The sequence below is a fragment of the Pseudomonas sp. PVC-5-1 genome (assembly GCF_057444345.1).
In genome coordinates, this window is record NZ_CM172024.1 from 1,588,848 (window position 1) to 1,609,792 (window position 20,945).

The 20,945-nt window shown below is 64.7% G+C and carries 20 protein-coding genes and 1 pseudogene; 18 read left to right on the forward strand and 3 right to left on the reverse strand.

The window, feature by feature from the left end:
• Positions 1-78: 78 nt before the first annotated feature.
• From AC2T3R_RS07245 to AC2T3R_RS07255, 3 genes are all read left to right on the forward strand, one after another.
• Complete coding sequence (locus AC2T3R_RS07245) at positions 79-702, forward strand: glutathione S-transferase (protein WP_024086519.1); 624 nt, start codon at positions 79-81, stop codon at positions 700-702.
• Between the two features lie 144 nt (positions 703-846).
• Positions 847-1,779 carry an ABC transporter ATP-binding protein gene (locus AC2T3R_RS07250; protein ID WP_013971560.1) on the forward strand — a complete coding sequence of 311 codons (933 nt, stop codon included), beginning with the start codon at positions 847-849 and terminating at the stop codon, positions 1,777-1,779.
• Complete coding sequence (locus AC2T3R_RS07255) at positions 1,776-2,555, forward strand: ABC transporter permease (protein ID WP_003260104.1); 780 nt, start codon at positions 1,776-1,778, stop codon at positions 2,553-2,555. The genes AC2T3R_RS07250 and AC2T3R_RS07255 overlap by 4 nt, the downstream gene beginning before the upstream one ends.
• A 9-nt stretch (positions 2,556-2,564) precedes the next feature.
• Here AC2T3R_RS07255 and AC2T3R_RS07260 read toward each other — a convergent pair.
• Positions 2,565-3,071 (reverse strand): annotated as a pseudogene (locus AC2T3R_RS07260) (DUF2062 domain-containing protein); the annotation flags it as partial.
• A gap of 142 nt (positions 3,072-3,213) precedes the next feature.
• Between AC2T3R_RS07260 and AC2T3R_RS07265 the strand changes: the two are divergent.
• The 8 genes from AC2T3R_RS07265 (at position 3,214) to murB (ending at position 10,296) form a co-directional block, all read left to right on the forward strand.
• On the forward strand, positions 3,214-5,427 hold the full coding sequence (locus tag AC2T3R_RS07265; protein WP_486744852.1) for a DNA internalization-related competence protein ComEC/Rec2: 2,214 nt from the start codon (positions 3,214-3,216) through the stop codon (positions 5,425-5,427).
• Between the two features lie 330 nt (positions 5,428-5,757).
• A complete protein-coding gene (locus AC2T3R_RS07270; RefSeq protein ID WP_003259970.1) occupies positions 5,758-6,393 on the forward strand; it encodes a MotA/TolQ/ExbB proton channel family protein in 636 nt (211 codons plus the stop codon).
• The gene (locus AC2T3R_RS07275) at positions 6,390-6,824 is read left to right on the forward strand and encodes an ExbD/TolR family protein (RefSeq protein WP_013971564.1); all 435 of its coding nucleotides are present in this window, start codon (positions 6,390-6,392) and stop codon (positions 6,822-6,824) included. The genes AC2T3R_RS07270 and AC2T3R_RS07275 overlap by 4 nt, the downstream gene beginning before the upstream one ends.
• On the forward strand, positions 6,824-7,825 hold the full coding sequence (gene lpxK / locus AC2T3R_RS07280) for a tetraacyldisaccharide 4'-kinase (RefSeq protein WP_410953358.1): 1,002 nt from the start codon (positions 6,824-6,826) through the stop codon (positions 7,823-7,825). The genes AC2T3R_RS07275 and lpxK overlap by 1 nt, the downstream gene beginning before the upstream one ends.
• Before the next feature lie 44 nt (positions 7,826-7,869).
• The gene (locus tag AC2T3R_RS07285) at positions 7,870-8,055 is read left to right on the forward strand and encodes a Trm112 family protein (protein ID WP_011532874.1); all 186 of its coding nucleotides are present in this window, start codon (positions 7,870-7,872) and stop codon (positions 8,053-8,055) included.
• Positions 8,052-8,816 (forward strand): 3-deoxy-manno-octulosonate cytidylyltransferase, encoded by a 765-nt coding sequence (gene kdsB / locus AC2T3R_RS07290; RefSeq protein WP_169774973.1) that lies wholly within the window; start codon positions 8,052-8,054, stop codon positions 8,814-8,816. Before AC2T3R_RS07285 ends, kdsB begins: the two co-directional genes overlap by 4 nt.
• A complete protein-coding gene (locus AC2T3R_RS07295) occupies positions 8,816-9,280 on the forward strand; it encodes a low molecular weight protein-tyrosine-phosphatase (protein WP_003259973.1) in 465 nt (154 codons plus the stop codon). Before kdsB ends, AC2T3R_RS07295 begins: the two co-directional genes overlap by 1 nt.
• A complete protein-coding gene (gene murB / locus AC2T3R_RS07300; protein WP_410953357.1) occupies positions 9,277-10,296 on the forward strand; it encodes a UDP-N-acetylmuramate dehydrogenase in 1,020 nt (339 codons plus the stop codon). Before AC2T3R_RS07295 ends, murB begins: the two co-directional genes overlap by 4 nt.
• Before the next feature lie 260 nt (positions 10,297-10,556).
• On the opposite strand, the gene rne is transcribed toward murB, so the two are convergent.
• On the reverse strand, positions 10,557-13,790 hold the full coding sequence (rne, locus tag AC2T3R_RS07305) for a ribonuclease E (RefSeq protein ID WP_486744853.1): 3,234 nt from the start codon (positions 13,788-13,790) through the stop codon (positions 10,557-10,559).
• Between the two features lie 799 nt (positions 13,791-14,589).
• Here rne and rluC point away from each other — a divergent pair.
• From rluC to sppA, 3 genes are read left to right on the forward strand one after another with little or no spacing between them, the layout of a single operon-like run.
• Complete coding sequence (gene rluC, locus AC2T3R_RS07310; RefSeq protein ID WP_013971570.1) at positions 14,590-15,546, forward strand: 23S rRNA pseudouridine(955/2504/2580) synthase RluC; 957 nt, start codon at positions 14,590-14,592, stop codon at positions 15,544-15,546.
• Between the two features lie 3 nt (positions 15,547-15,549).
• Positions 15,550-16,224, forward strand: a complete 675-nt coding sequence (locus AC2T3R_RS07315) for an HAD family hydrolase (protein WP_039614721.1) — start codon at positions 15,550-15,552, stop codon at positions 16,222-16,224.
• Between the two features lie 6 nt (positions 16,225-16,230).
• The gene (sppA, locus tag AC2T3R_RS07320) at positions 16,231-17,220 is read left to right on the forward strand and encodes a signal peptide peptidase SppA (RefSeq protein ID WP_322491854.1); all 990 of its coding nucleotides are present in this window, start codon (positions 16,231-16,233) and stop codon (positions 17,218-17,220) included.
• A 121-nt stretch (positions 17,221-17,341) separates the two neighbouring features.
• Here sppA and AC2T3R_RS07325 read toward each other — a convergent pair whose 3' ends face one another.
• Positions 17,342-17,920, reverse strand: coding sequence for a Maf family protein (locus AC2T3R_RS07325; protein ID WP_486744854.1), 579 nt, complete (start codon positions 17,918-17,920; stop codon positions 17,342-17,344).
• A 96-nt stretch (positions 17,921-18,016) separates the two neighbouring features.
• Here AC2T3R_RS07325 and AC2T3R_RS07330 point away from each other — a divergent pair, with 96 nt between their 5' ends.
• From AC2T3R_RS07330 to fabD, 4 genes are all read left to right on the forward strand, one after another.
• A complete protein-coding gene (locus AC2T3R_RS07330) occupies positions 18,017-18,544 on the forward strand; it encodes a YceD family protein (RefSeq protein WP_012313431.1) in 528 nt (175 codons plus the stop codon).
• A 13-nt stretch (positions 18,545-18,557) separates the two neighbouring features.
• Positions 18,558-18,740, forward strand: a complete 183-nt coding sequence (rpmF, locus tag AC2T3R_RS07335; protein WP_003247154.1) for a 50S ribosomal protein L32 — start codon at positions 18,558-18,560, stop codon at positions 18,738-18,740.
• A gap of 3 nt (positions 18,741-18,743) precedes the next feature.
• Positions 18,744-19,754, forward strand: a complete 1,011-nt coding sequence (gene plsX / locus AC2T3R_RS07340; protein WP_075044133.1) for a phosphate acyltransferase PlsX — start codon at positions 18,744-18,746, stop codon at positions 19,752-19,754.
• A 251-nt stretch (positions 19,755-20,005) separates the two neighbouring features.
• The gene (gene fabD / locus AC2T3R_RS07345; protein ID WP_082810642.1) at positions 20,006-20,944 is read left to right on the forward strand and encodes an ACP S-malonyltransferase; all 939 of its coding nucleotides are present in this window, start codon (positions 20,006-20,008) and stop codon (positions 20,942-20,944) included.
• Position 20,945: the final 1 nt, after the last annotated feature.

Below are 20,945 nucleotides of genomic sequence, written 5' to 3' on the forward strand. Positions count from 1 at the left end.
TTACCCGCGAAGAGGCCGGTACAGGCGACGAAAGTCTGGAGTAGACTGCACCACCTCCGCATTCATAAGGACGTTGCCATGCTGAAGATCTGGGGCCGCAAGAATTCGAGCAATGTGCGCAAGGCGCTATGGATCGCCCACGAACTGGGCCTGGATTTCGAGTCGATCGACGCCGGCGGCGCCTTCGGCGTGGTCAACGAGCCGCACTACCGTGCCCGCAACCCCAACGGCCTGGTGCCGATGCTGGAAGACGGCGACCTGACCCTGTGGGAGTCCAATACCATCGTCCGCTACCTGTGCGCCGAGTACGGTGCGGAGCAGGGCTGGTACCTGGACGACCCGCGTCAGCGCGCCCTGGCGGACAAGTGGATGGACTGGACCACCTCGTCCTTCGCCACGCCGTTCCGCCCACTGTTCTGGGGCCTGTTGCGCACCCCGGAAGACCAGCGCGACTGGGTGGCGATCAACGCTGCGCACAAGCAATGCGCCCAGCTGCTGGCCATTGCCGACGAGGCCCTTGCCAAACAGCCGTACCTTTCCGGTGACCAGATCGGCATGGGCGACATCCCACTGGGCAGCTTCATCTATGCCTGGTTCGAAATGCCCATCGAGCGCCCGGCCATGCGTCACCTGGAGGCCTGGTACGAGCGCCTCAAGGCCCGCCCTGCGTACCAGGCAGCGGTAATGACTGCGCTGACCTGATCGAACACCACGGCTACTTCGATAGTCATTATCAATACACATGACTGTACTTGTGCGGCCAGGCCAAGCACCATTGGCCGCACTCACTGCGCCAGTGCCTTTACCTGGCGTGTCCTGCACCTTTTTCTCGGTAAGTGACCCGCTATGAGTTCCGCCCTGTCCATCCGACAGCTGACCAAGACCTACGGCAACGGCTTCCAGGCCCTCAAGGGCATCGATCTGGATGTTGCCGAAGGCGACTTCTTCGCCTTGCTCGGCCCCAACGGCGCGGGCAAGTCCACCACCATCGGCATCCTCTCCACCCTGGTCAACAAGACCAGCGGCACGGTCAACGTGTTCGGCCACGACCTGGACCGCGAGCCGTCGGCGCTCAAACGCTGCCTGGGCGTGGTGCCGCAGGAGTTCAACTTCAACCAGTTCGAGAAAACCTTCGACATCGTCGTGACCCAGGCCGGTTACTACGGCATCCCGCCCAAGGTTGCCAAGGAGCGTGCCGAACAGTACCTGACCCAGCTCGGCCTGTGGGACAAGCGTGACGTACAGTCGCGTTCGCTGTCGGGGGGCATGAAGCGCCGCCTGATGATTGCCCGTGCGCTGATCCACGAGCCGCGCCTGCTGATTCTCGACGAGCCCACCGCCGGTGTGGACATCGAACTGCGCCGTTCGATGTGGAGCTTCCTCACCGAGCTGAACCAGAAGGGCATCACCATCATCCTCACCACCCACTACCTGGAAGAGGCCGAGCAGCTGTGCCGTAACATCGGCATCATCGACCACGGCACCATCGTCGAGAACACCAGCATGCGCCAGTTGCTGGGCAAGCTGCATGTCGAAACCTTCGTCCTCGACCTCAGGCAGGACCTGGCCACTGCACCGGTGCTGCAGGGCTACCCGTGCCGGCTGCTGACCCCGCACACCCTGGAAGTGCAGGTGGACAAGGACATCGGCATCACTGCGCTGTTCGGCCAGCTGGCGCTGCAGAACATCGAGGTACAGAGCCTGCGCAACAAGACCAACCGACTCGAGGAGCTGTTCGTGTCCCTGGTGGAAAAAAACCTGTCGAAGGTGGCCGTATGAGTGTGGAACTGCGCACCAACTGGGTCGCCCTGAACACCATCGTCTACCGCGAAGTGCGGCGCTTCCTGCGTATCTGGCCGCAGACCCTGCTGCCGCCAGCGATCACCATGGTCCTGTACTTCGTCATCTTCGGTAACCTGATCGGCCGGCAGATCGGCGACATGGGTGGCTTCACCTACATGGAGTACATCGTGCCGGGGCTGATCATGATGTCGGTGATCACCAACTCCTACGGCAACGTGGTGTCGAGCTTCTTCGGCAGCAAGTTCCAGCGCTCCATCGAAGAGTTGATGGTGTCGCCGGTTTCGCCACACACGATCCTCGTCGGTTACGTGCTGGGTGGCGTGCTGCGCGGCCTGGCGGTGGGCGTGATCGTGACCTTCCTGTCGCTGTTCTTCACCCACCTGCAGGTGCACCACCTGGGTGTGACTGTGGTCGTGGTGCTGCTGACCGCCACCATCTTCTCGCTGCTGGGCTTCGTCAACGCGGTGTTCGCGCGCAATTTCGACGACATCTCGATCATCCCGACCTTCGTGCTGACGCCGCTGACCTACCTGGGCGGGGTGTTCTACTCGATCAACCTGTTGCCGCCGTTCTGGCAGACCGTGTCGTTGGCCAACCCGGTGCTGCACATGGTCAACTCGTTCCGCTACGGCATTCTAGGGGTGTCGGATATCAGCATTGGTACGGCGATTACCTTCATGCTGGTCGCCACCGCGGTGCTCTACCTGGTGTGCGTTCGCCTGCTGGTCAGCGGCCGCGGCATGCGTGCCTGAAGCCTTGCACCGGCATTGGCGCAGACGCCACTGCCGGCCCACCCACCAGCGCCAGTAGAGCATGGTGGTGAAGTAGCCAAGGATGCCCAGCACCACACCGCACACTACCGAGCCGAGCAGGAAGGGTTGCCACAGCGTCGACAACTGGTCGGTGATCCACTGGAAAGTCAGTTCGTCGGGCAGGGTGCGCGGCGGTACCTGCATCAGCCAGGCACCGGTCATGTAGGTGACGAAGAATACCGGTGGCATGGTCAGCGGGTTGGTCAGCCATACCAGGCTGACCGCGATCGGCAGGTTGCCGCGCAGCGGAATGGCCAGCGCGGCAGCCAACAGCATTTGCGCCGGCATCGGGATCAGCGCCGCGAACAGGCCAACGCCCATGGCCCTCGCCACCGAATGGCGGTTCAGGTGCCAGAGGTTCGGGTCATGCAGCAACTTGCCGAAAAAGCGTAAGGACTTGTGTTCCCGAATACTGGTCGGGTCCGGCATGTAGCGTTTGAAAAGTCGGCGCGGCATGTAGGCTCCCGGAGCGTTGATCCGGGCAGTATGCCCTGATTCCCGCTCAGCCTCGTTTAGAGTTTGTGACAATTGTTGAGCAAGCGCTGCCGGCAATTGGGCTATGCCTCAGAAGGTGATTTCGCTTCTGGAGCTCTACTTCATGCGCACAGGGATGTTTGCGCTCGCGCTCGGGCTGTTGTGCCTGGGCTTTCTCCCCGCATTGCCATCGGTCGGATGGCTGGTGCTGCTGGCTGTAGCCGGTGGCCTCGGCCTGTTTACCCGGCTGTGGCCGCTGGGCTGTTTTCTGTTGGGCCTGTGTTGGGCCTGCTGGTCTGCGCAGCAGGCCCTGGATGACCGCCTGGCCCCAGGGCTGGATGGCCGCACCTTGTGGCTTGAGGGCCAGGTGGTCGGCCTGCCGACCCGGACTGCGCAGGGTGTGCGCTTCGAGCTGGACGCGGCCCGCTCGCGGCGGGCAGAGCTGCCGCAGCGCCTGCAACTGAGCTGGTTCGACGGCCCGCCGCTGCGCGCGGGCGAGCAGTGGCGGCTGGCGGTGACCTTGCAGCGCCCGGCCGGGCTGCTCAACCCGCATGGGCCGGACCGTGAGGCGCAATTGCTGGCGCGGCGGGTCGGTGCGACCGGTACGGTCAAGGCCGGGCAGTTGCTGGCGCCGGTTGCCGGCGGCTGGCGCGACACGCTGCGCCAGCGCCTGCTGGCAGTCGAGGCCAATGGCCGGCAGGCAGCGATGGTGGCGCTGGTGCTTGGCGACGGGGCGGGCCTGGCCCGGGAGGACTGGCAAACGTTGCAGGCCACCGGCACGGTGCACTTGCTGGTGATCTCTGGCCAGCACATCGGCCTGGTTGCCGGCTTGCTGTATGGCCTGGTTGCCGGGCTGGCGCGTTGGGGGCTGTGGCCCGCTCGTCTGCCGTGGCTGCCCTGGGCGTGTGGCTTGGCCATGGCTGCGGCACTGGCCTACGGTTGGTTGGCTGGTGGCGGTGTACCGGTGCAGCGTGCCTGCCTGATGCTGGCCGTGGTGTTGCTCTGGCGCCTGCGTTTTCGCCAACTGGGTGCGACCTTGCCGTTGTTGCTGGCGCTGGTTGCCGTACTGTTGCTGGAACCGTTGGCCGCGCTGCTGCCCGGGTTCTGGCTGTCGTTCGCAGCCGTGGCCACGCTTGTCTATTGCTTCAGTGCCCGCCTGGGCAGCTGGCGGCCCTGGCAGGCCTGGACGCGGGCGCAATGGGTGATTGCGATCGGCTTGCTGCCGGTACTGCTGGCTACGGGCTTGCCGGTGAGCTTGAGTGCGCCGCTGGCCAACCTTGTTGCGGTGCCGTGGGTCAGCTTGGCAGTGCTGCCATTGGCGTTGCTGGGCACTTTGCTGCTGCCGTTGGGCGGGGTAGGGGAGGCGCTGCTCTGGCTGGCGGGTGGTTTGCTTGATGTGCTTTTCCGGCTGCTGGCGCTGGCGGCGCAGCAGCCGGCGTGGCTGCCACCAGCCCTGCCGTTGTGGGCCTGGCTGCTGGTGTGCCTGGGCGCGCTGCTGGTTTTGATGCCCCTTGGCGTACCACTGCGCGGGTTGGGTGGTGTAATGCTGCTGGCGCTGTGGGTACCCCGGGAGACGGTGCCGTTCGGCCAGGTCGAGGTCTGGCAGCTGGACGTCGGCCAGGGGCTGGCGGTGCTGTTGCGCACTCGGCATCACAACCTGCTGTACGACGCCGGGCCGGCCAGGGGCGAGAGCGACCTGGGCGAGCGGGTGGTGTTGCCGACCTTGCGCAAGCTGGGGGTGGGCAGCCTGGACCTGATGCTGGTCAGCCACGCCCATGCCGACCACGCCGGTGGTGCTGGCGCAATCATACGTGGCCTGCCGGTCGAACGGGTGATCGGCGGCGAAGTGCTGGATGACATGCAACTGCAACCTTGTGCCAGTGGCGAGCAATGGACGTGGGATGGCGTGCGCTTTTCGCTGTGGCGCTGGGCTGATGGACAGAGCAGCAATGACCGCTCCTGTGCGTTGCTGGTCGAGGCGCAGGGTGAGCGGTTGTTGCTGGCGGGAGATATGGAAGCCGGTGCCGAACGGGCCTGGCTGGCGGCCACAGAAGCGCCGCGGATCGACTGGCTGCAGTCGCCGCACCATGGCAGCCGCAGTTCGTCCAGCGAGGCCTTCATCCGCGCCACGGCGCCGCGCGGGGTACTGATTTCGCGCGGGCGCAACAACAGCTTCGGGCACCCGCACTCGCAGGTGGTCGAACGTTATCGGCGGCATGGGGTGGTGATGCATGACACAGCGGAGCAGGGGGCGTTGCGGTTGGTGCTGGGGAGGCTGGGGGAGGTCGAGAGTGTGCGCCGACAGCGGCGTTTCTGGAGGGATGCGGGCGGTGGCTGAGCAGGCCCTTTCGCGGGTAAACCCACACAGGGACGGCGTCGCACTTGAGATCACGCGGTACCTGTGGGAGCGGGCATGCCCGCGAACACCGGCAAAGCCGGTGCCATCCACCGCGTCGTCTTTTTCGCGGGCGCGCCCGCTCCCACAGCTACTGCGCTGGCTTCGAATTGACGCTGAACCTGTGGGAGCGGGTTCACCCGCGAAAGGGCCAGTTCAGCCACCCGACATCTCAAGGTAGAAACCGGGTAGGCCAATTCCCTGACCTCCGGCAGATGAGCCCCCGGCGCGCCTATGGTAGAGTGGCGGCCTTTTTCCGAAGGGGCGTTTACTGTGTGGGAATTGGTCAAGTCCGGTGGTTGGATGATGCTGCCGATCATTCTGAGCTCCATCGCTGCCATGGCTATCGTCGTCGAGCGCCTGTGGACGCTGCGCGTCAGTCGCGTCACCCCGCCGCACCTGCTCGGCCAGGTGTGGATATGGATCAAGGACAAGCAACTGACCAGTGACAAGCTCAAGGCCCTGCGCGCTGATTCGCCATTGGGCGAAATCCTCGCCGCCGGCCTGGCCAACTCGCGCCATGGTCGCGAAATCATGAAGGAATGCATCGAGGAGGCCGCCTCGCGCGTCATCCACGAACTGGAACGCTACATCAGCACCCTCGGCACCATCGCCGCCATGGCCCCGCTGTTGGGCCTGCTGGGCACCGTGCTGGGCATGATCGACATCTTCAGCGCCTTCATGGGCTCGCAGATGACCGCCAACGCCGCAGTGCTGGCCGGTGGTATCTCCAAGGCCCTGGTCACCACCGCGGCCGGCCTGATGGTCGGTATCCCGGCGGTATTCTTCCACCGCTTCCTGCTGCGCCGTATCGATGAGTTGGTGGTGGGCATGGAGCAGGAAGCTATCAAGTTGGTGGAAGTGATCCAGGGCGACCGCGAAGTGGAAGTGGCCGGAGGCAAGGCGTGAAGTTCCGGCGCAATCGCCAGCGGGAGAACGTCGACATCAACCTGGCGTCGCTGATCGACGTGGTGTTCGTCCTGCTGCTGTTCTTCGTGGTCACCACCACCTTCACCCGCGAGACCCAGCTACGCGTCGAGCTGCCCGAAGCCGCCAGCGCCGAGCCGGCGGCGCCCGACCAGGGCAAGCTCGTGGAAATCACCATCAGCGCCGAAGGCGTGTACTCGGTGAACAACCACCTGCTGCCCAAAAGCGACCTGGCCACCCTGAGCGAAGCGATCGAGCGTGAGTCGGGCGGCGACAACAAGCTGCCGCTGGCCATCAGCGCCGACGGCAAGACCCCGCACCAGGCCGTGGTCACTGCGATGGATGCCGCCGGCAAGCTCGGTTTCAGCCAGTTGCGCATGACCACTGTCGAGGCGGCCCAGGGCACACCTTGATGGCCTTCGCCGACCGTCTGCTCGCCGCCTGGTACGCCGGGCACCCGGCCCTGGCGCTGCTGCGCCCGCTGGAGGCGCTGTATCGCCGCGTGGTCACGCGCAAGCGGGCGCGTTTTCTCAGTGGCGAAAGTGCCAGCTACCGGGCCCCGGTGCCGGTCATTGTGGTGGGTAACATTACCGTGGGTGGTACCGGCAAGACGCCGATGATCCTCTGGCTGATCGAGCACTGCCGCAAGCAGGGGTTGAAGGTGGGCGTGGTCAGCCGTGGCTATGGCGCCAAGCCGCCGCAGCTACCCTGGCGCGTGCACGCCGACCAGGCTGCCGGGCAGGCCGGCGATGAACCGCTGCTGATCGTGCAGCGCACCGGCGTGCCGCTGATGATCGACCCCGACCGCTCCCGGGCCGTGCAGGCATTGCTGGCCAGCGAACCCCTCGAGCTGATCCTGTGTGACGACGGCATGCAGCACTATCGCCTGGCGCGCGACCTGGAGCTGGTGCTGATCGATGCCGCACGCGGCCTGGGCAATGGCCGCTGCCTGCCGGCGGGGCCACTGCGTGAGCCCGCCGAGCGCCTGCACGAGGCTGACGCAGTGCTGTTCAACGGCGCCAGCGCAGACCGCGCCGATGGTTTCGGCTTCCGCCTGCAGCCGTCCGCCCTGGTGAACCTGCGCAGTGGCGAGCGCCGCGCGCTTGACCATTTCCCCGCAGGCCAGCGCCTGCACGCGGTGGCCGGTATCGGCAACCCGCAACGTTTCTTCAATACCCTGCTGGGGCTAAACTGGCAGCCGGTGCCGCATCCCTTTGCCGACCATGCGCAGTTCAGCGCCCAGAGCCTGGCCTTCAGCCCGCCGCTGCCGCTGGTCATGACCGAGAAGGATGCGGTGAAATGCCGGGCCTTCGCCGCTGACGACTGGTGGTACCTGGCCGTCGAGGCGCAGCCCACGCCGGCTTTCAGCGCCTGGTTCGACAACCAGTTGCAACGCTTGCTGCGCAAGCCCTGAGCCCTTTTTCAATTCCCGGCCACCTGGCCTAAAGGAAGCCTCAAATGGACACCAAACTGCTCGATATCCTGGCCTGCCCGATCACCAAGGGCCCGCTCAAGCTCAGTGCCGACAAGACCGAGCTGATCAGCAAGGGCGCCGGCCTGGCCTACCCGATCCGCGACGGCATCCCGGTCATGCTGGAAAGCGAGGCGCGCACCCTGACTGATGAAGAGCGTCTGGACAAATGAGCCTGGATTTCACCGTGGTGATCCCCGCCCGTCTGCGCTCCACACGACTGCCGGGCAAGCCATTGCTGCTGATCGCTGGCAAGCCGATGGTGCAGCACGTGTGGGAACAGGCCCGCAAGAGCGGCGCGGGCCGCGTAGTCATCGCCACCGATGACGCCAGCATTCTGGAGGTCTGTCAGGCCTTCGGAGCTGAAGTGCTGATGACCCGTGCTGACCATGAGTCCGGCACCGATCGCCTGGCCGAAGTGGTCGCACACCTGGGGCTGCCGGCCGATGCCATCGTGGTCAACGTACAGGGCGACGAGCCGCTGATCCCGCCGGTGATCATCGACCAGGTAGCAGCCAACCTGGCGGCGCATCCGGAAGCCGGCATCTCCACTCTGGCCGAACCGATCCATGAGCCGGAAACCGTGTTCAACCCCAATGCGGTCAAGGTGGTCAGCGACAAGAACGGCCTCGCCCTGGCCTTCAGCCGTGCGCCGCTGCCCTGGGCCCGCGATGCTTTTGCCAAGGATCGCAACCTGTTGCCAGAAGGCGTGCCATATCGCCGCCACATCGGCATGTACGCCTACCGCGTCGGCTTCCTGCAGGACTTCGTCAGTTGGGGCCCATGCTGGCTCGAGCAGACCGAAGCGCTGGAGCAGCTGCGTGCCCTGTGGCATGGCGTGCGCATCCACGTCGAAGACGCCATCGAGGCGCCTGCCGTGGGCGTGGATACCCCTGAAGACCTGGAGCGCGTACGGCGCTTGCTGGAGGCCTGATGCGCGTCCTGTTCGTCTGCCTCGGCAATATCTGTCGCTCGCCCACCGCCGAAGGCGTGCTGCGCCATCAATTGCAGGCTGCCGGGCTTGCCGACCGGGTGCATGTAGCCTCGGCCGGCACCGGCGACTGGCACGTCGGCAAGGCGCCCGACAGCCGCACCTGCAAGGCAGCGCTGGCGCGTGGCTATGACCTCTCGCAGCAACGCGCCCAGCAGGTCAAGGCGGCGCACTTTGCCGAATATGACCTGATCCTGGCCATGGACGAGAGCAACCTCGGCCACTTGCGTGCGATGCGCCCGCACACGGCAGTGGGGGAGCTCGACCTGTTCCTGCGCCGTTATGGCGCAGCGCTGGATGAAGTGCCGGACCCGTACTACGGTGGCGCCGACGGCTTCGAGCAGGTGCTCGACCTGGTTGAAGCGGCGTGCCAGGCACTGGTCCTGGAAATCAAGGGGCGGCTATGACAGTGCAGTGGCAGGAGCAGGTATCGCTCAAGCCGTACAACACCTTTGGCATCGACGTGAAGGCGCGGTATTTCACCCAGGCACATGATGACCAGGAGGTGCGCCTGGCGCTGGCCCAGGCGCAGCAAGGCGGCGTGCCGGTGCTGGTGATTGGCGGTGGCAGCAACTTGCTGCTCACCCGCGATATCGATGCGCTGGTGCTGCATATGGCCAGCCGTGGTCGGCGCGTGCTCGGCGACGATGGCGAACGTATCGTGGTCGAGGCCGAGGCCGGTGAGCCGTGGCACCCGTTCGTGCAGTGGACACTGGCGCAGGGCTATTGCGGGCTGGAGAACCTCAGCCTGATCCCCGGCACCGTGGGCGCCGCGCCGATGCAGAACGTGGGCGCCTATGGCGTGGAGATCAAGGACGTATTTGTCGGCTTGACCGCCCTGGACCGCGAGACCGGCGAGTTGCGTGACTTCGGCCTGGCTGAATGTGCCTTCGGGTATCGCGACAGCCTGTTCAAGCGCAACCCTGGGCGTTGGTTGATCCTGCGTGTGCGCTTTGCCTTGAGCCGTACGCTACAGGCTCACCTGGACTACGGCCCGGTGCGCCAGCGCCTGGCGGAGCAGGGCGTGACCGAGCCGACCGCGCAGGCGATCAGCGAGGCGATCTGCAGCATTCGCCGCGAGAAGCTCCCAGACCCGGCAGAGCTGGGTAATGCCGGGAGCTTCTTCAAGAACCCGGTGGTCCCGGCGGAACTGGTCGAGCGTATTCGTGCGCAGTACCCGGGGGTAGTGGCTTATCCCCAAGCCGATGGCCAGGTGAAGCTGGCGGCAGGCTGGTTGATTGAGCAGGCAGGCTGGAAGGGCCACCGCGAGGGGGATGCCGGGGTGCATCGTTTGCAGTCGCTGGTGCTGGTCAACTACGGCCAGGCGAGCGGGGCGCAGATGCATGCACTGGCGCGCCGGATCCAGGCCGATATCCTCGAGCGGTTCGGGGTCGAGCTGGAGATGGAGCCTAACCTCTACTGATTCAGTGCCTGGGCTGGCCCTTTCGCGGCTAATACCCTAAAGGTGCAGCACAGATTTCGGGCTCACTTGGGTCCTGTGGGAGCGGGCGCGCCCGCGAAGAATTCAACGCGGTGGCTGGCACCGGCTGCGCCGGTGTTCGCGGGCACGCCCGCTCCCACAGTGAGTTCGCAGGGCTTGAAGGTAGTGAAGTCCAAAACGTCCAGCCAAGAAAAAGCCCCGCCAGTGTGAACTGGCGGGGCTTTTTCATTCAGCCTTGGCTATCAACCGTGATGAGGCTTTTGCTCATCGCTGGCTTCCAGGGCTGGCTCCTCGGCAGCAGCAGCTTCCTGCGCGGCCTTGGCTGCAGCCTCGGCCTCACGCTTGCGGCGACGCACTTCACGCGGGTCGTTCGGCGCACGGCCGTTGGCCAGCATGACAGTGGCAGGTTCCACCGCCGCAGGGGCTTCGACCGGTGCAGGCTCGACGGCCACTGGGGCAGGCTCGGCCACCACTTCTGGCTGGGCTTCGACAACCGGGGCAGGTTGCTCGGCAACCGGAGCGGCTTCCACCGCGGCCGGGGCGGGCTCGATTTCACCGGCCTCGACGGCAGGCGCTTCTTCCGGTGCTTCAGCAACCACTACCGGTTCGGCAGCAGGTGCTTCCTCGGCCGCTGGCTGCGGAGCGATTTCGACCACTGGTTCGGCAGTTGCCTCGACCACGGCTACAGGCTCGCTGACCGGCTGCTCGACCACTGGGGCCTCGGCCACTTCTTCAGCCTTGGTGGCAGCTTCGACCTGCTCGAACTTCTCAGCCTGCTCGACCGGCTGGGCGACTTCGGCGGTGGCAAGCTCGGCCTGCTGGTTGGCCTGGGCTTCGGCGTCGGCACTGATGTTGGTGGTGGCGACAGCGGCAGTCACGGCCAGGCCGGCGGCCAGTTCGGCACCCAGCTCGGTGGCCTGGTGCTGTTGTGGCTGCTCTTCGCTGCCTTCTTCCTCGCTGCCATCGATCAGCTCGCCGTTGGCGTTGCGCTGACGCTCACGACGGTTGCTGCGACGACGCTGGCCACGGGAGCGGCGGCGCGGGCGCTCGCCATCGGTGCCTTCCTGTTCGTCCTGCAGCAGCTCTTCGTTCGGCAGTTGCTCTTCGGCCAGCTCGGCAGCCTGCTCGGCCGCTTCTTCGGCTACGCGTGGCTGACGTTCTTCGCGTGGTGGGCGAGGGGCGCGTTCTTCGCGTGGAGCACGTTCTTCACGAGGTGCGCGCTCTTCACGAGGAGCACGTTCTTCGCGAGGTGCGCGTTCTTCACGTGGAGCACGTTCTTCGCGAGGTGCGCGCTCTTCACGTGGTGCGCGTTCCTCGCGAGGTGCACGCTCTTCACGCGGGGCACGTTCTTCACGGGCTACACGTTCCTCGCGCGGCTGACGTTCTTCACGCTCGGCAGGGGTGGCGTCCAGTGGCTCACGCAGTTCGCGCACACGCTCTTCGCCACGATTGCCACGGCGGTCTTCGCGTGGCTGGCGTGGTGCACGTTCTTCACGCGGTGCACGCTCTTCGCGTGGGGCGCGTTCTTCACGAGGTGCGCGTTCTTCGCGCGGGGCACGTTCTTCACGAGGAGCACGTTCTTCACGAGGTGCGCGCTCGGCACGTTCTTCACGCGGCTTGCGTTCTTCGTCGCGACGGCCGTTGCGGTTGCGGCTCTGCTGACGGCCGTTGCGGCGTTCTTCGTTGCGTGGGCTGCGCTCGGCGGCCGGCTTCTCGGTGGCAGTGACAACCGGCGCTGCGGCAGGCTCTTCCTTGCCGGCGAACAGGCTTACCAGCGACTTCACCAGGCCCTTGAACAGGCTTGGCTCCGGAGCGGCCGGGGCAGGGGCGACCGGTGCGGCAGGCTGCGGCTCTTCGACAGTGGCCGGTACCGGCGCGTTGGCGCGGGCCGGGGCGGTCTTGACTGCGGCTTCCTGGCGAACCAGGGTGCGGGTGGCGGTCGGCTGCGGCGCTTCTTCGGCTTCGGCGGCGGCGATCTCGTAGCTGGACTGGTTGCTCAGCACTTCCGGGTTGTCGTCGCGCAGGCGCTGGACTTCGAAGTGAGGGGTTTCCAGGTGATCGTTCGGCAGGATGATGATGCGCGCACGGGTGCGCAGTTCGATCTTGGTGATCGAGTTGCGCTTCTCGTTGAGCAGGAAGGCAGCCACCGGGATCGGCACCTGGGCGCGAACTTCGGCGGTGCGGTCCTTCAGGGCTTCCTCTTCGATCAGGCGCAGGATGGCCAGCGACAGCGATTCGACGTCACGGATGATGCCGGTGCCGGAGCAGCGTGGGCAGACGATGCCGCTGCTTTCGCCCAGCGAAGGGCGCAGGCGCTGACGGGACATTTCCAGCAGGCCGAAGCGCGAGATGCGGCCGACCTGGACGCGGGCGCGGTCGGCTTCCAGGCACTCGCGAACACGTTCTTCGACGGCGCGCTGGTTTTTCGCCGGGGTCATGTCGATGAAGTCGATGACGATCAGGCCACCGATGTCACGCAGGCGCAGCTGGCGGGCGATTTCCTCGGCCGCTTCCAGGTTGGTCTGCAGGGCGGTTTCTTCGATGTCGCTGCCTTTGGTGGCACGCGCCGAGTTGATGTCGATCGACACCAGGGCTTCGGTCGGGTCGATCACGATCGAACCGCCGGACGGCAGGTCGACCACGCGCTGGAAGGCGGTCTCGATCTGGCTTTCGATCTGGAAGCGGTTGAACAGCGGCACGCTGTCTTCGTACAGCTTGACCTTGCTGGCGTACTGCGGCATGACCTGGCGGATGAAGGTCAGGGCTTCTTCCTGGGCATCGATGCTGTCGATCAGCACTTCGCCGATGTCCTGGCGCAGGTAGTCGCGGATGGCGCGGATGATGACGTTGCTTTCCTGGTAGATCAGGAATGGCGCGGCGCGGTCCTGGGACGCTTCCTTGATGGCGGTCCACAGTTGCAGCAGGTAGTCGAGGTCCCACTGCATTTCTTCGCTGCTGCGGCCAAGGCCGGCAGTGCGCACGATCAAGCCCATGTCGCCCGGCACGGTCAGGCCGTTCAGGGCTTCACGCAGTTCGTTGCGCTCTTCGCCTTCGATGCGGCGGGAAATGCCACCGGCACGCGGGTTGTTCGGCATCAGCACCAGGTAGCGGCCGGCCAGGCTGATGAAGGTGGTGAGGGCGGCGCCTTTGTTGCCACGCTCTTCCTTCTCGACCTGGACGATGACTTCCTGGCCTTCGCTCAGTACTTCCTTGATGTTGACCCGCCCTTCGGGGGCTTTCTTGAAGTATTCGCGGGAGATTTCTTTCAGCGGCAGGAAGCCGTGACGTTCGGAGCCGAAGTCGACGAAGGCGGCTTCGAGGCTGGGTTCGATGCGGGTGATCTTGCCTTTGTAGATGTTGGCCTTTTTCTGCTCGCGCGCGCCGGACTCGATGTCCAGGTCGTAGAGACGTTGGCCGTCCACCAGGGCTACACGCAACTCTTCGGGTTGAGTCGCGTTAATCAGCATTCTTTTCATGTTGTACCGTCGGTTTCCGGGCTGCCGGAAACGGCGTTCGGCACACACGACGTCTCATGGTCGGTGCCAAGGTGCGCAAAGGGTGGCCGGGCCACCCCCGTGTCGAGCAACGTTCGGCACCAGCCGGTTGCCCAGCCTGCCGTTGTCGCGACGACGCGTCCTGTTTGCTGCGGTGCCAACAAGGCCCCGGTGGCTTCGAATTGGAATCCGAATCAACCAAGCGGGCCTTGTGCACTCAGTCAGGAGGAGGAATCAACCGTCAGCCGTGGACGCCCGGGGGCATCTGTTCAGGACCTTATCCGCTCGCCAGCCGCTCAGTGGGCTGGTGGGCCGGACGCGGTGCTACACGGTCCGAGGGCTGTGCATCTCCACCCTGCACGTATCCCTGATAATTCGGGTGCTGCCGCGCGCTGAATCCGCAACGGGTTGCATTTTTCGCCAGCGCAGGTACTGCGCTGGCGCCATTCATGTCCAAGGCAGGTATTTCCGAAGCATTCGCCGGGCGTTGCGTGGAAGCGACGGGGCGGGCAGAGGTGCAGCGAAAAGAATCGGGTAAGCAGGTGAAACACCGCACTTGTCGTTTTTTTTCGGTCTTCTCTACACAGCGCTGGTGGCGATTCCAGGCAATTCGGTAAACTGGCGAAAACCCCGTAGGACGGCCTCGCGTCCTGGAGAATTGCGTTGGTCAGGGACCGGCTAGGAGCCTGGTGCCGCTGGCCTGCCGCTTTTGGCGGCGTTCGCGACTATAGCAGCAATGATTAAGTGCTTCAATTCCATAAAAAATTGTTATGATCCCGCCATGACGACCAATACCCCTCCGACTTCCGGCGTTCAGCTGATCGAAGTCGCGCCGGAGCTTGCCGGCCAACGCATCGACAATTTCCTCATCACGGCCCTCAAGGGCGTGCCCAAGACCTTGGTGTACCGCATCCTGCGCAAGGGTGAAGTACGGGTCAACAAGGGCCGCGTCAAGCCGGAGTACAAGATCCAGGCCGGTGACATCGTGCGGGTACCGCCCGTCCGCCTGCCGGAACGTGACGAGCCGGCACCGGTAGCCCAGGGCTTGTTGCAGCGCCTGGAAGCGGCCATCGTCTACGAAGACAAGGCGCTGATCGTGATGAACAAGCCGGCCGGCATCGCCGTGCATGGCGGCAGCGGCCTGAGCTTCGGCGTGATCGAGGCGCTGCGCCAGTTGCGCCCGGACGCCAAGGAGCTGGAGCTGGTGCACCGCCTGGACCGCGACACCTCCGGCCTGTTGATGATCGCGAAGAAGCGCAGCATGCTGCGGCACCTGCACGCCGCATTGCGTGGCGATGGTGTCGACAAGCGCTACATGGCGCTGGTGCGCGGCCACTGGCCGACCTCGAAGAAGCAGGTCAGCGCGCCGTTGCTCAAGAGCAACCTGCGCTCCGGCGAGCGCATGGTCGAGGTGAACGACGAGGGCAAGGAGGCGCTGACCCTGTTCCGCGTGCTGCGCCGCTTCGGCGAGTTCGCCACCATTGTCGAGGCGCGCCCGATCACTGGCCGTACCCACCAGATCCGTGTGCACACCCTGCATGCCGGGCATATGATCGCTGGCGACAGCAAGTACGGTGACGAAGACTTCAGTCGTGAAATTCGCGACTTGGGCGGCAAGCGCCTGTTCCTGCATGCCTATGCGCTCACTGTGCCGCTGCCGGACGGAGGCGAGCTGAAGCTCGAGGCGCCGGTGGATGAAGTCTGGGCGAAAACCGTTGAGCGTCTGAGTGCGTCCTGATCTATGAAAAAAGGCTATGAGCTACTGATCTTCGACTGGGACGGCACCCTGGCCGACTCGATCGGGCGTATCGTCGAGGCCATGAACGCCGCCGCCGAGCGTGCCGGTGAGGCGCAAAGCAGCGAGGATGCGGTCAAGGGCATCATCGGCCTGGCCCTGGGCGAGGCGATCCACACTCTGTACCCGCATCTGGCGCCTGCTCAGGTCGAAAGCTTTCGTCAGCACTATGCCGATATCTACATGGCCCTGGACCAGCAGCCCTCGCCGCTGTTCGAGGGCGTGGTCGAGTCGCTGGATGCCTTCCGTGCCGAGGGTTACCGCCTGGCGGTGGCCACCGGCAAGGCGCGTCGCGGGCTGGACCGGGTGCTCAAGGCCAATGGCTGGGAGCAGTTCTTCGACATCACTCGCGCCGCCGACGAGACCCGCGGCAAGCCGCACCCGCTGATGCTCGAGGAAATTCTCGGGCATTGCGGTGTCGAAGCAGGGCGTGCGCTGATGGTTGGCGATTCGGCATTCGATCTGCAGATGGCCAGCAATGCCGGCATGCATTCGGTGGCCGTGGGCTATGGTGCCATGTCGCTGCAGGCACTGGCCGAGTTTGGTCCGCAGGTGTGCATCGATCATTTTTCCCAGTTGCGTGAGTGGCTGGGTGGTTCCGCAATTCCATTTCCAAGGTAGGTAAGCATGGCAGACGAATGGAAAGCCCCCGAGGCCGAACCCGAGGAGCGCGAAGAGCGCAAGAGCTGGAAGCTGCTGGAAAAGACCCTGCTGGCGGGCGTTCAGGAGCAGCGCCGGGCGCGACGCTGGGGGATCTTCTTCAAGTTGCTGACCTTCGTCTACCTGTTCGGCATCCTGATCCTGTTCACGCCGTTGATGGACATGGACAATGCAGCGTCGCGCAGTGCCAGCCATACCGCGCTGGTCGAGGTGCGCGGGGTGATTGCCGACCAGGAGCCAGCCAGCGCCGACAATATCGTCAAGAGCCTGCGCGAGGCGTTCAAGGACAGCAAGACCAAGGCTGTGGTGATGCGCATCAACAGCCCGGGAGGCAGCCCGGTGCAGTCGGGTTACGTGTATGACGAAATCCGTCGTCTGCGGGCTGAATATCCGGCCATCAAGCTGTATGCGGTCATCGCCGACCTTGGCGCTTCCGGTGCCTACTACATCGCCAGTGCGGCGGACGAGATCTATGCCGACAAGGCCAGCCTGGTGGGCTCGATTGGTGTGACGGCGGCCGGTTACGGCTTTGTTGGCACCATGGAGAAGCTGGGTGTGGAGCGGCGTACCTATACTGCAGGCGAACACAAGGCCTTTCTCGATCCGTTCTCGCCGCAGAAGCCGGAAGAGACCGAGTTCTGGCAGGGCGTACTGAATACCACGCACCAGCAGTTCATTGCCATGGTCAAGCAGGGGCGGGGTGAGCGCCTGAAGGACAAGGAGCATCCGGAGCTCTTCAGTGGCCTGGTCTGGTCGGGCGAGCAGGCCAAGGAGCTGGGCCTGGTGGATGGGCTGGGCAGTGCCAGCTATGTGGCGCGCGAGATTGTGGGTGAGAAGGAGTTGGTGGACTTCACCGTGCAGGAATCGGCGCTCGATCGCTTCTCCAAGCGCGTTGGCGCCAGCGTGGCTGAACGCTTGGCGATGTGGATGGGCTTCCAGGGGCCGCAGTTGCGCTGATCCGGGATTGTCGGGGGGGCGCTTTGCGCCCTTTCGCGGGCGCGTCCGCTCCCACAGCAGGTTGCGACACGCCTGTGGGAGCGGGCGTGCCCGCGAAGGGGCGCGGCGCGGCCCCAAAACCTCAGGGAATCACCACCCCTTCCCTGGTCAACATGTCCACCAATCTAATCAGCGGCAGCCCGATCAGGCTGGTCGCATCGCACCCGTGCGTGCTCTGGAACAGGCTCACTCCCAGCCCCTCCGCCTTGAAACTGCCGGCGCAGTCCAGCGGCTGTTCCGCCGCCACATAGCGCTCCACTCGCTCCCGGTCCAGTTCGCGCAGGGTCACGGTAAACGGCACGCAGTCCACCTGGCAGCGCCCGGTGGCGCTGTTCAGCAACGCCAGCCCGGTCAGGAAGCTCACCTGCTGCCCGCTGCACTCCAGCAGCTGCTCGCAGGCCCGCTCGAAGGTATGCGGCTTGCCCAGTACCTGCTCGCCCAGCACCGCAACCTGGTCCGAACCAATGATCAGGTGGCCGGGGTGGCTGCCTGCCAGGGCCTCGGCTTTTTGCCTGGCCAGCCGCTGCACCAGCTCCACCGCCGGTTCGTCATCCAGGCGTCGCTCGTCTATATCGGGGCTTGCCCAGGTGAAGGGCAGGCGCAGGCGTGCAAGCAGTTCGCGGCGGTAGGCAGAGCTGGAAGCCAGTAACAGAGGAAGCATGGTAGACTCCTGAATCGGTTGAACAAATTCTATCACGCACGATGCCGCCGAATTTCCTTTGACAGGGGCGGGGGGCATCCCTAGAATGCTGCGCCTATGTTGAATGACCCGATTCCACCTCACGTTGACCCGCGCAAATTAGCCGATCGTGGCGTAACCCTTAACGGTTCGCTGCAGCTCGCTGATTTGGAAAGACTCTGCGACCCGCTTTCCGACAATGTCGGTACGGTGCAGGCGAAGTTCGATTTTGAACGAGATGAACAGCACGTGGTGGTTATCCACAGCGAGCTGGACGTCGAGGTCAAGATGGTTTGCCAGCGTTGTCTTGAGCTGGTCACCCTGCCGATCCACAGCGAATGTACATACGCCGTGGTGAAGGAGGGTGCGAATACCCAGTCGTTGCCGAAAGGCTATGACGTGCTGGAACTGGGCGAAGATCCTTTGGATCTGCAGGCATTGATCGAGGAGGAGCTTCTGCTCGCCTTGCCAATCGTGCCTGCTCATCATCCGGAAGAATGCCAGCAGCCGGCGGGCGCAGACGAGCCCGAATCGAGCAAGGACGAGGTATCGCGGTCCAACCCGTTCAGTGTTTTGGCGCAGTTAAAGCGTGACCCAAACGTTTAGGAGTTAATCAATTATGGCTGTTCAGCAGAACAAAAAATCCCGCTCTGCCCGTGACATGCGCCGTTCGCACGACGCCCTGTCGGAAAACGCGCTGTCGGTAGAGAAAACCACCGGTGAAGTACACCTGCGTCACCACGTTTCGCCAGAAGGCGTATACCGTGGTCGCAAAGTGGTCGACAAGGGCGCTGACGAGTAATCCTTGTCCGCTCAGATCATCGCGATCGACGCAATGGGCGGGGACTTCGGTCCCCGCAGCATTGTCCAGGCTAGCATTGCCTGCCTTTCGGCTACCCCCTCGCTGCACCTGACCCTCGTCGGTCAACCCTCCCTCCTCGAAGATCTTGTCAGCGGCCTTGCGGCTGCGGATCGCGCGCGCCTGCAAATCGTGGCCGCCAGCGAGGTGGTCGGCATGGACGAGCGGCCATCCCAGGCGCTGCGCGGCAAGCCGGACTCGTCGATGCGCATCGCCCTCGAACTGGTGCGCGACGGCAAGGCTCAGGCCTGCGTCAGCGCCGGCAATACCGGGGCGCTGATGGCGCTCTCGCGTTTTGTGCTCAAGACACTGCCAGGTATCGATCGGCCGGCCATGGTGGCGGCGATCCCGACCCAGACCGGTTACTGCCAGTTGCTCGACCTTGGCGCCAACGTCGACTGCAGCGCCGAGAACCTCTACCAGTTCGCCGTGATGGGCTCGGTGGCCGCCCAGGCGCTGGGTGTGCAGCGGCCGCGCGTGGCGCTGCTTAACATCGGTACCGAGGACATCAAGGGCAACCAGCAGGTCAAGCTGGCGGCCAGCCTGTTGCAGAACGCCCGCGGGCTCAACTACATAGGCTTCGTCGAGGGTGACGGGTTGTATCGCGGCGAAGCCGATGTGGTGGTGTGCGACGGGTTCGTCGGCAACATCCTGCTCAAGTCGAGCGAGGGGCTGGCGACGATGATCGGTGCGCGCATAGAGCAGTTGTTCAAGGGTGGCGTGTTGTCGCGGGCAGCCGGGGCCGTGGCCATGCCGCTGCTCAAACGCCTGCAGGCCGACCTGGCGCCGGCGCGGCACAATGGTGCGAGTTTCCTGGGGTTGCAGGGCATCGTCATCAAGAGCCATGGCTCGGCGGGGGTGCAGGGCTTCCAGAGTGCCATCCAGCGAGCGTTGATCGAGATCCAGGAAAACCTGCCGCAGCGCTTGCATGGGCGGCTCGAGGACCTGCTGTTGTAGCCTGTTCCGGCCCCTTCGTGGGCTTGCCCGCTCCCACAGGATTGCCACAGGGCTGAAGATTGTGGGGTATCTGTGGGAGCGGGCAAGCCCGCGAAAGGGCCGGTACAGGTAAACAAAGACCTTAGGCATATCGCCGCTGAAGTGCTTAAATGTGACCGCTTGGTCCGCGTCTCCATCCAAGTTTTCAGATTCCGCGTCTGGCTAATGTCCGGCGCACCCTATCCGACGACAAGATCATAAGGGCTTGTTCAATGTCTGCATCTCTCGCATTCGTCTTTCCCGGTCAAGGTTCCCAGTCGCTGGGCATGCTCGCCGAGCTCGGCGCCGAGAAGCCAGTGATCATCGAAACCTTCAAGGAAGCGTCCGAGGCACTCGGTTACGACCTGTGGAAGCTGGTCCAGGAAGGCCCGGAAGAGCAACTCAACCAGACCGACAAGACCCAGCCGGCCATCCTCACTGCGTCCATCGCGCTGTGGCGCCTGTGGCTGGAAGAGGGCGGTGCCAGGCCGGCCTTCGTCTCCGGTCACAGCCTGGGTGAATACAGCGCCCTGGTTGCCGCCGGCAGCCTGAGCCTGAAAGATGCCGTGCGCCTGGTCGAGCGCCGGGGCCAGCTGATGCAGGAAGCCGTGCCGGCCGGTCATGGCGCCATGGCCGCCATTCTCGGCCTGGATGACGCCGTGGTCGTGGAAATCTGCGCCGAAGCGGCCGAAGACCAGGTGGTCAGCGCGGTCAACTTCAACTCGCCAGGCCAGGTGGTCATCGCCGGCAACAAGGCCGCCGTCGATCGCGCCATCGAGCTGTGCAAGGCCAAGGGTGCCAAGCGCGCCCTGCCGCTGGCGGTCAGCGTGCCGTCGCACTGCGCGCTGATGAAGCCGGCTGCCGAGCGCTTTGCCGAGTCGGTCAACGCCATCGAGTGGCACGCCCCGCAAATTCCCGTGGTGCAGAACGTAACCGCTGCCGTTGCCGCTGACCTTAATGCCCTCAAGCACGACCTGCTGGCGCAGCTGTACCAGCCAGTGCGCTGGGTCGAATGCGTGCAGACCCTGGCCGCTAACGGTGCGGTCAATCTGGTCGAGTGCGGCCCGGGCAAGGTCCTGGCCGGCCTGAACAAGCGTTGCGCCGATGGCGTGACCACCTACAACCTCAATACCCCTGACGCCGTCGCCGCCACCCGCGCGGCACTGGCCTGAT

Excerpts from the sequence above, each read along its gene's own strand:
- kdsB (WP_169774973.1), top strand. The coding sequence starts at position 8,052 with ATGAGCCTGGATTTCACCGTGGTGATCCCCGCCCGTCTGCGCTCCACA.
- AC2T3R_RS07245 (WP_024086519.1), top strand. The coding sequence starts at position 79 with ATGCTGAAGATCTGGGGCCGCAAGAATTCGAGCAATGTGCGCAAGGCG.
- AC2T3R_RS07330 (WP_012313431.1), top strand. The coding sequence starts at position 18,017 with ATGTTGAATGACCCGATTCCACCTCACGTTGACCCGCGCAAATTAGCC.
- AC2T3R_RS07295 (WP_003259973.1), top strand. The coding sequence starts at position 8,816 with ATGCGCGTCCTGTTCGTCTGCCTCGGCAATATCTGTCGCTCGCCCACC.
- AC2T3R_RS07250 (WP_013971560.1), top strand. The coding sequence starts at position 847 with ATGAGTTCCGCCCTGTCCATCCGACAGCTGACCAAGACCTACGGCAAC.
- AC2T3R_RS07265 (WP_486744852.1), top strand. The coding sequence starts at position 3,214 with ATGCGCACAGGGATGTTTGCGCTCGCGCTCGGGCTGTTGTGCCTGGGC.
- rpmF (WP_003247154.1), top strand. The coding sequence starts at position 18,558 with ATGGCTGTTCAGCAGAACAAAAAATCCCGCTCTGCCCGTGACATGCGC.
- AC2T3R_RS07325 (WP_486744854.1), bottom strand. The coding sequence starts at position 17,920 with ATGCTTCCTCTGTTACTGGCTTCCAGCTCTGCCTACCGCCGCGAACTG.
- rne (WP_486744853.1), bottom strand. The coding sequence starts at position 13,790 with ATGAAAAGAATGCTGATTAACGCGACTCAACCCGAAGAGTTGCGTGTA.
- AC2T3R_RS07315 (WP_039614721.1), top strand. The coding sequence starts at position 15,550 with ATGAAAAAAGGCTATGAGCTACTGATCTTCGACTGGGACGGCACCCTG.
- lpxK (WP_410953358.1), top strand. The coding sequence starts at position 6,824 with ATGGCCTTCGCCGACCGTCTGCTCGCCGCCTGGTACGCCGGGCACCCG.
- rluC (WP_013971570.1), top strand. The coding sequence starts at position 14,590 with ATGACGACCAATACCCCTCCGACTTCCGGCGTTCAGCTGATCGAAGTC.
- sppA (WP_322491854.1), top strand. The coding sequence starts at position 16,231 with ATGGCAGACGAATGGAAAGCCCCCGAGGCCGAACCCGAGGAGCGCGAA.
- AC2T3R_RS07255 (WP_003260104.1), top strand. The coding sequence starts at position 1,776 with ATGAGTGTGGAACTGCGCACCAACTGGGTCGCCCTGAACACCATCGTC.
- fabD (WP_082810642.1), top strand. The coding sequence starts at position 20,006 with ATGTCTGCATCTCTCGCATTCGTCTTTCCCGGTCAAGGTTCCCAGTCG.
- AC2T3R_RS07285 (WP_011532874.1), top strand. The coding sequence starts at position 7,870 with ATGGACACCAAACTGCTCGATATCCTGGCCTGCCCGATCACCAAGGGC.
- murB (WP_410953357.1), top strand. The coding sequence starts at position 9,277 with ATGACAGTGCAGTGGCAGGAGCAGGTATCGCTCAAGCCGTACAACACC.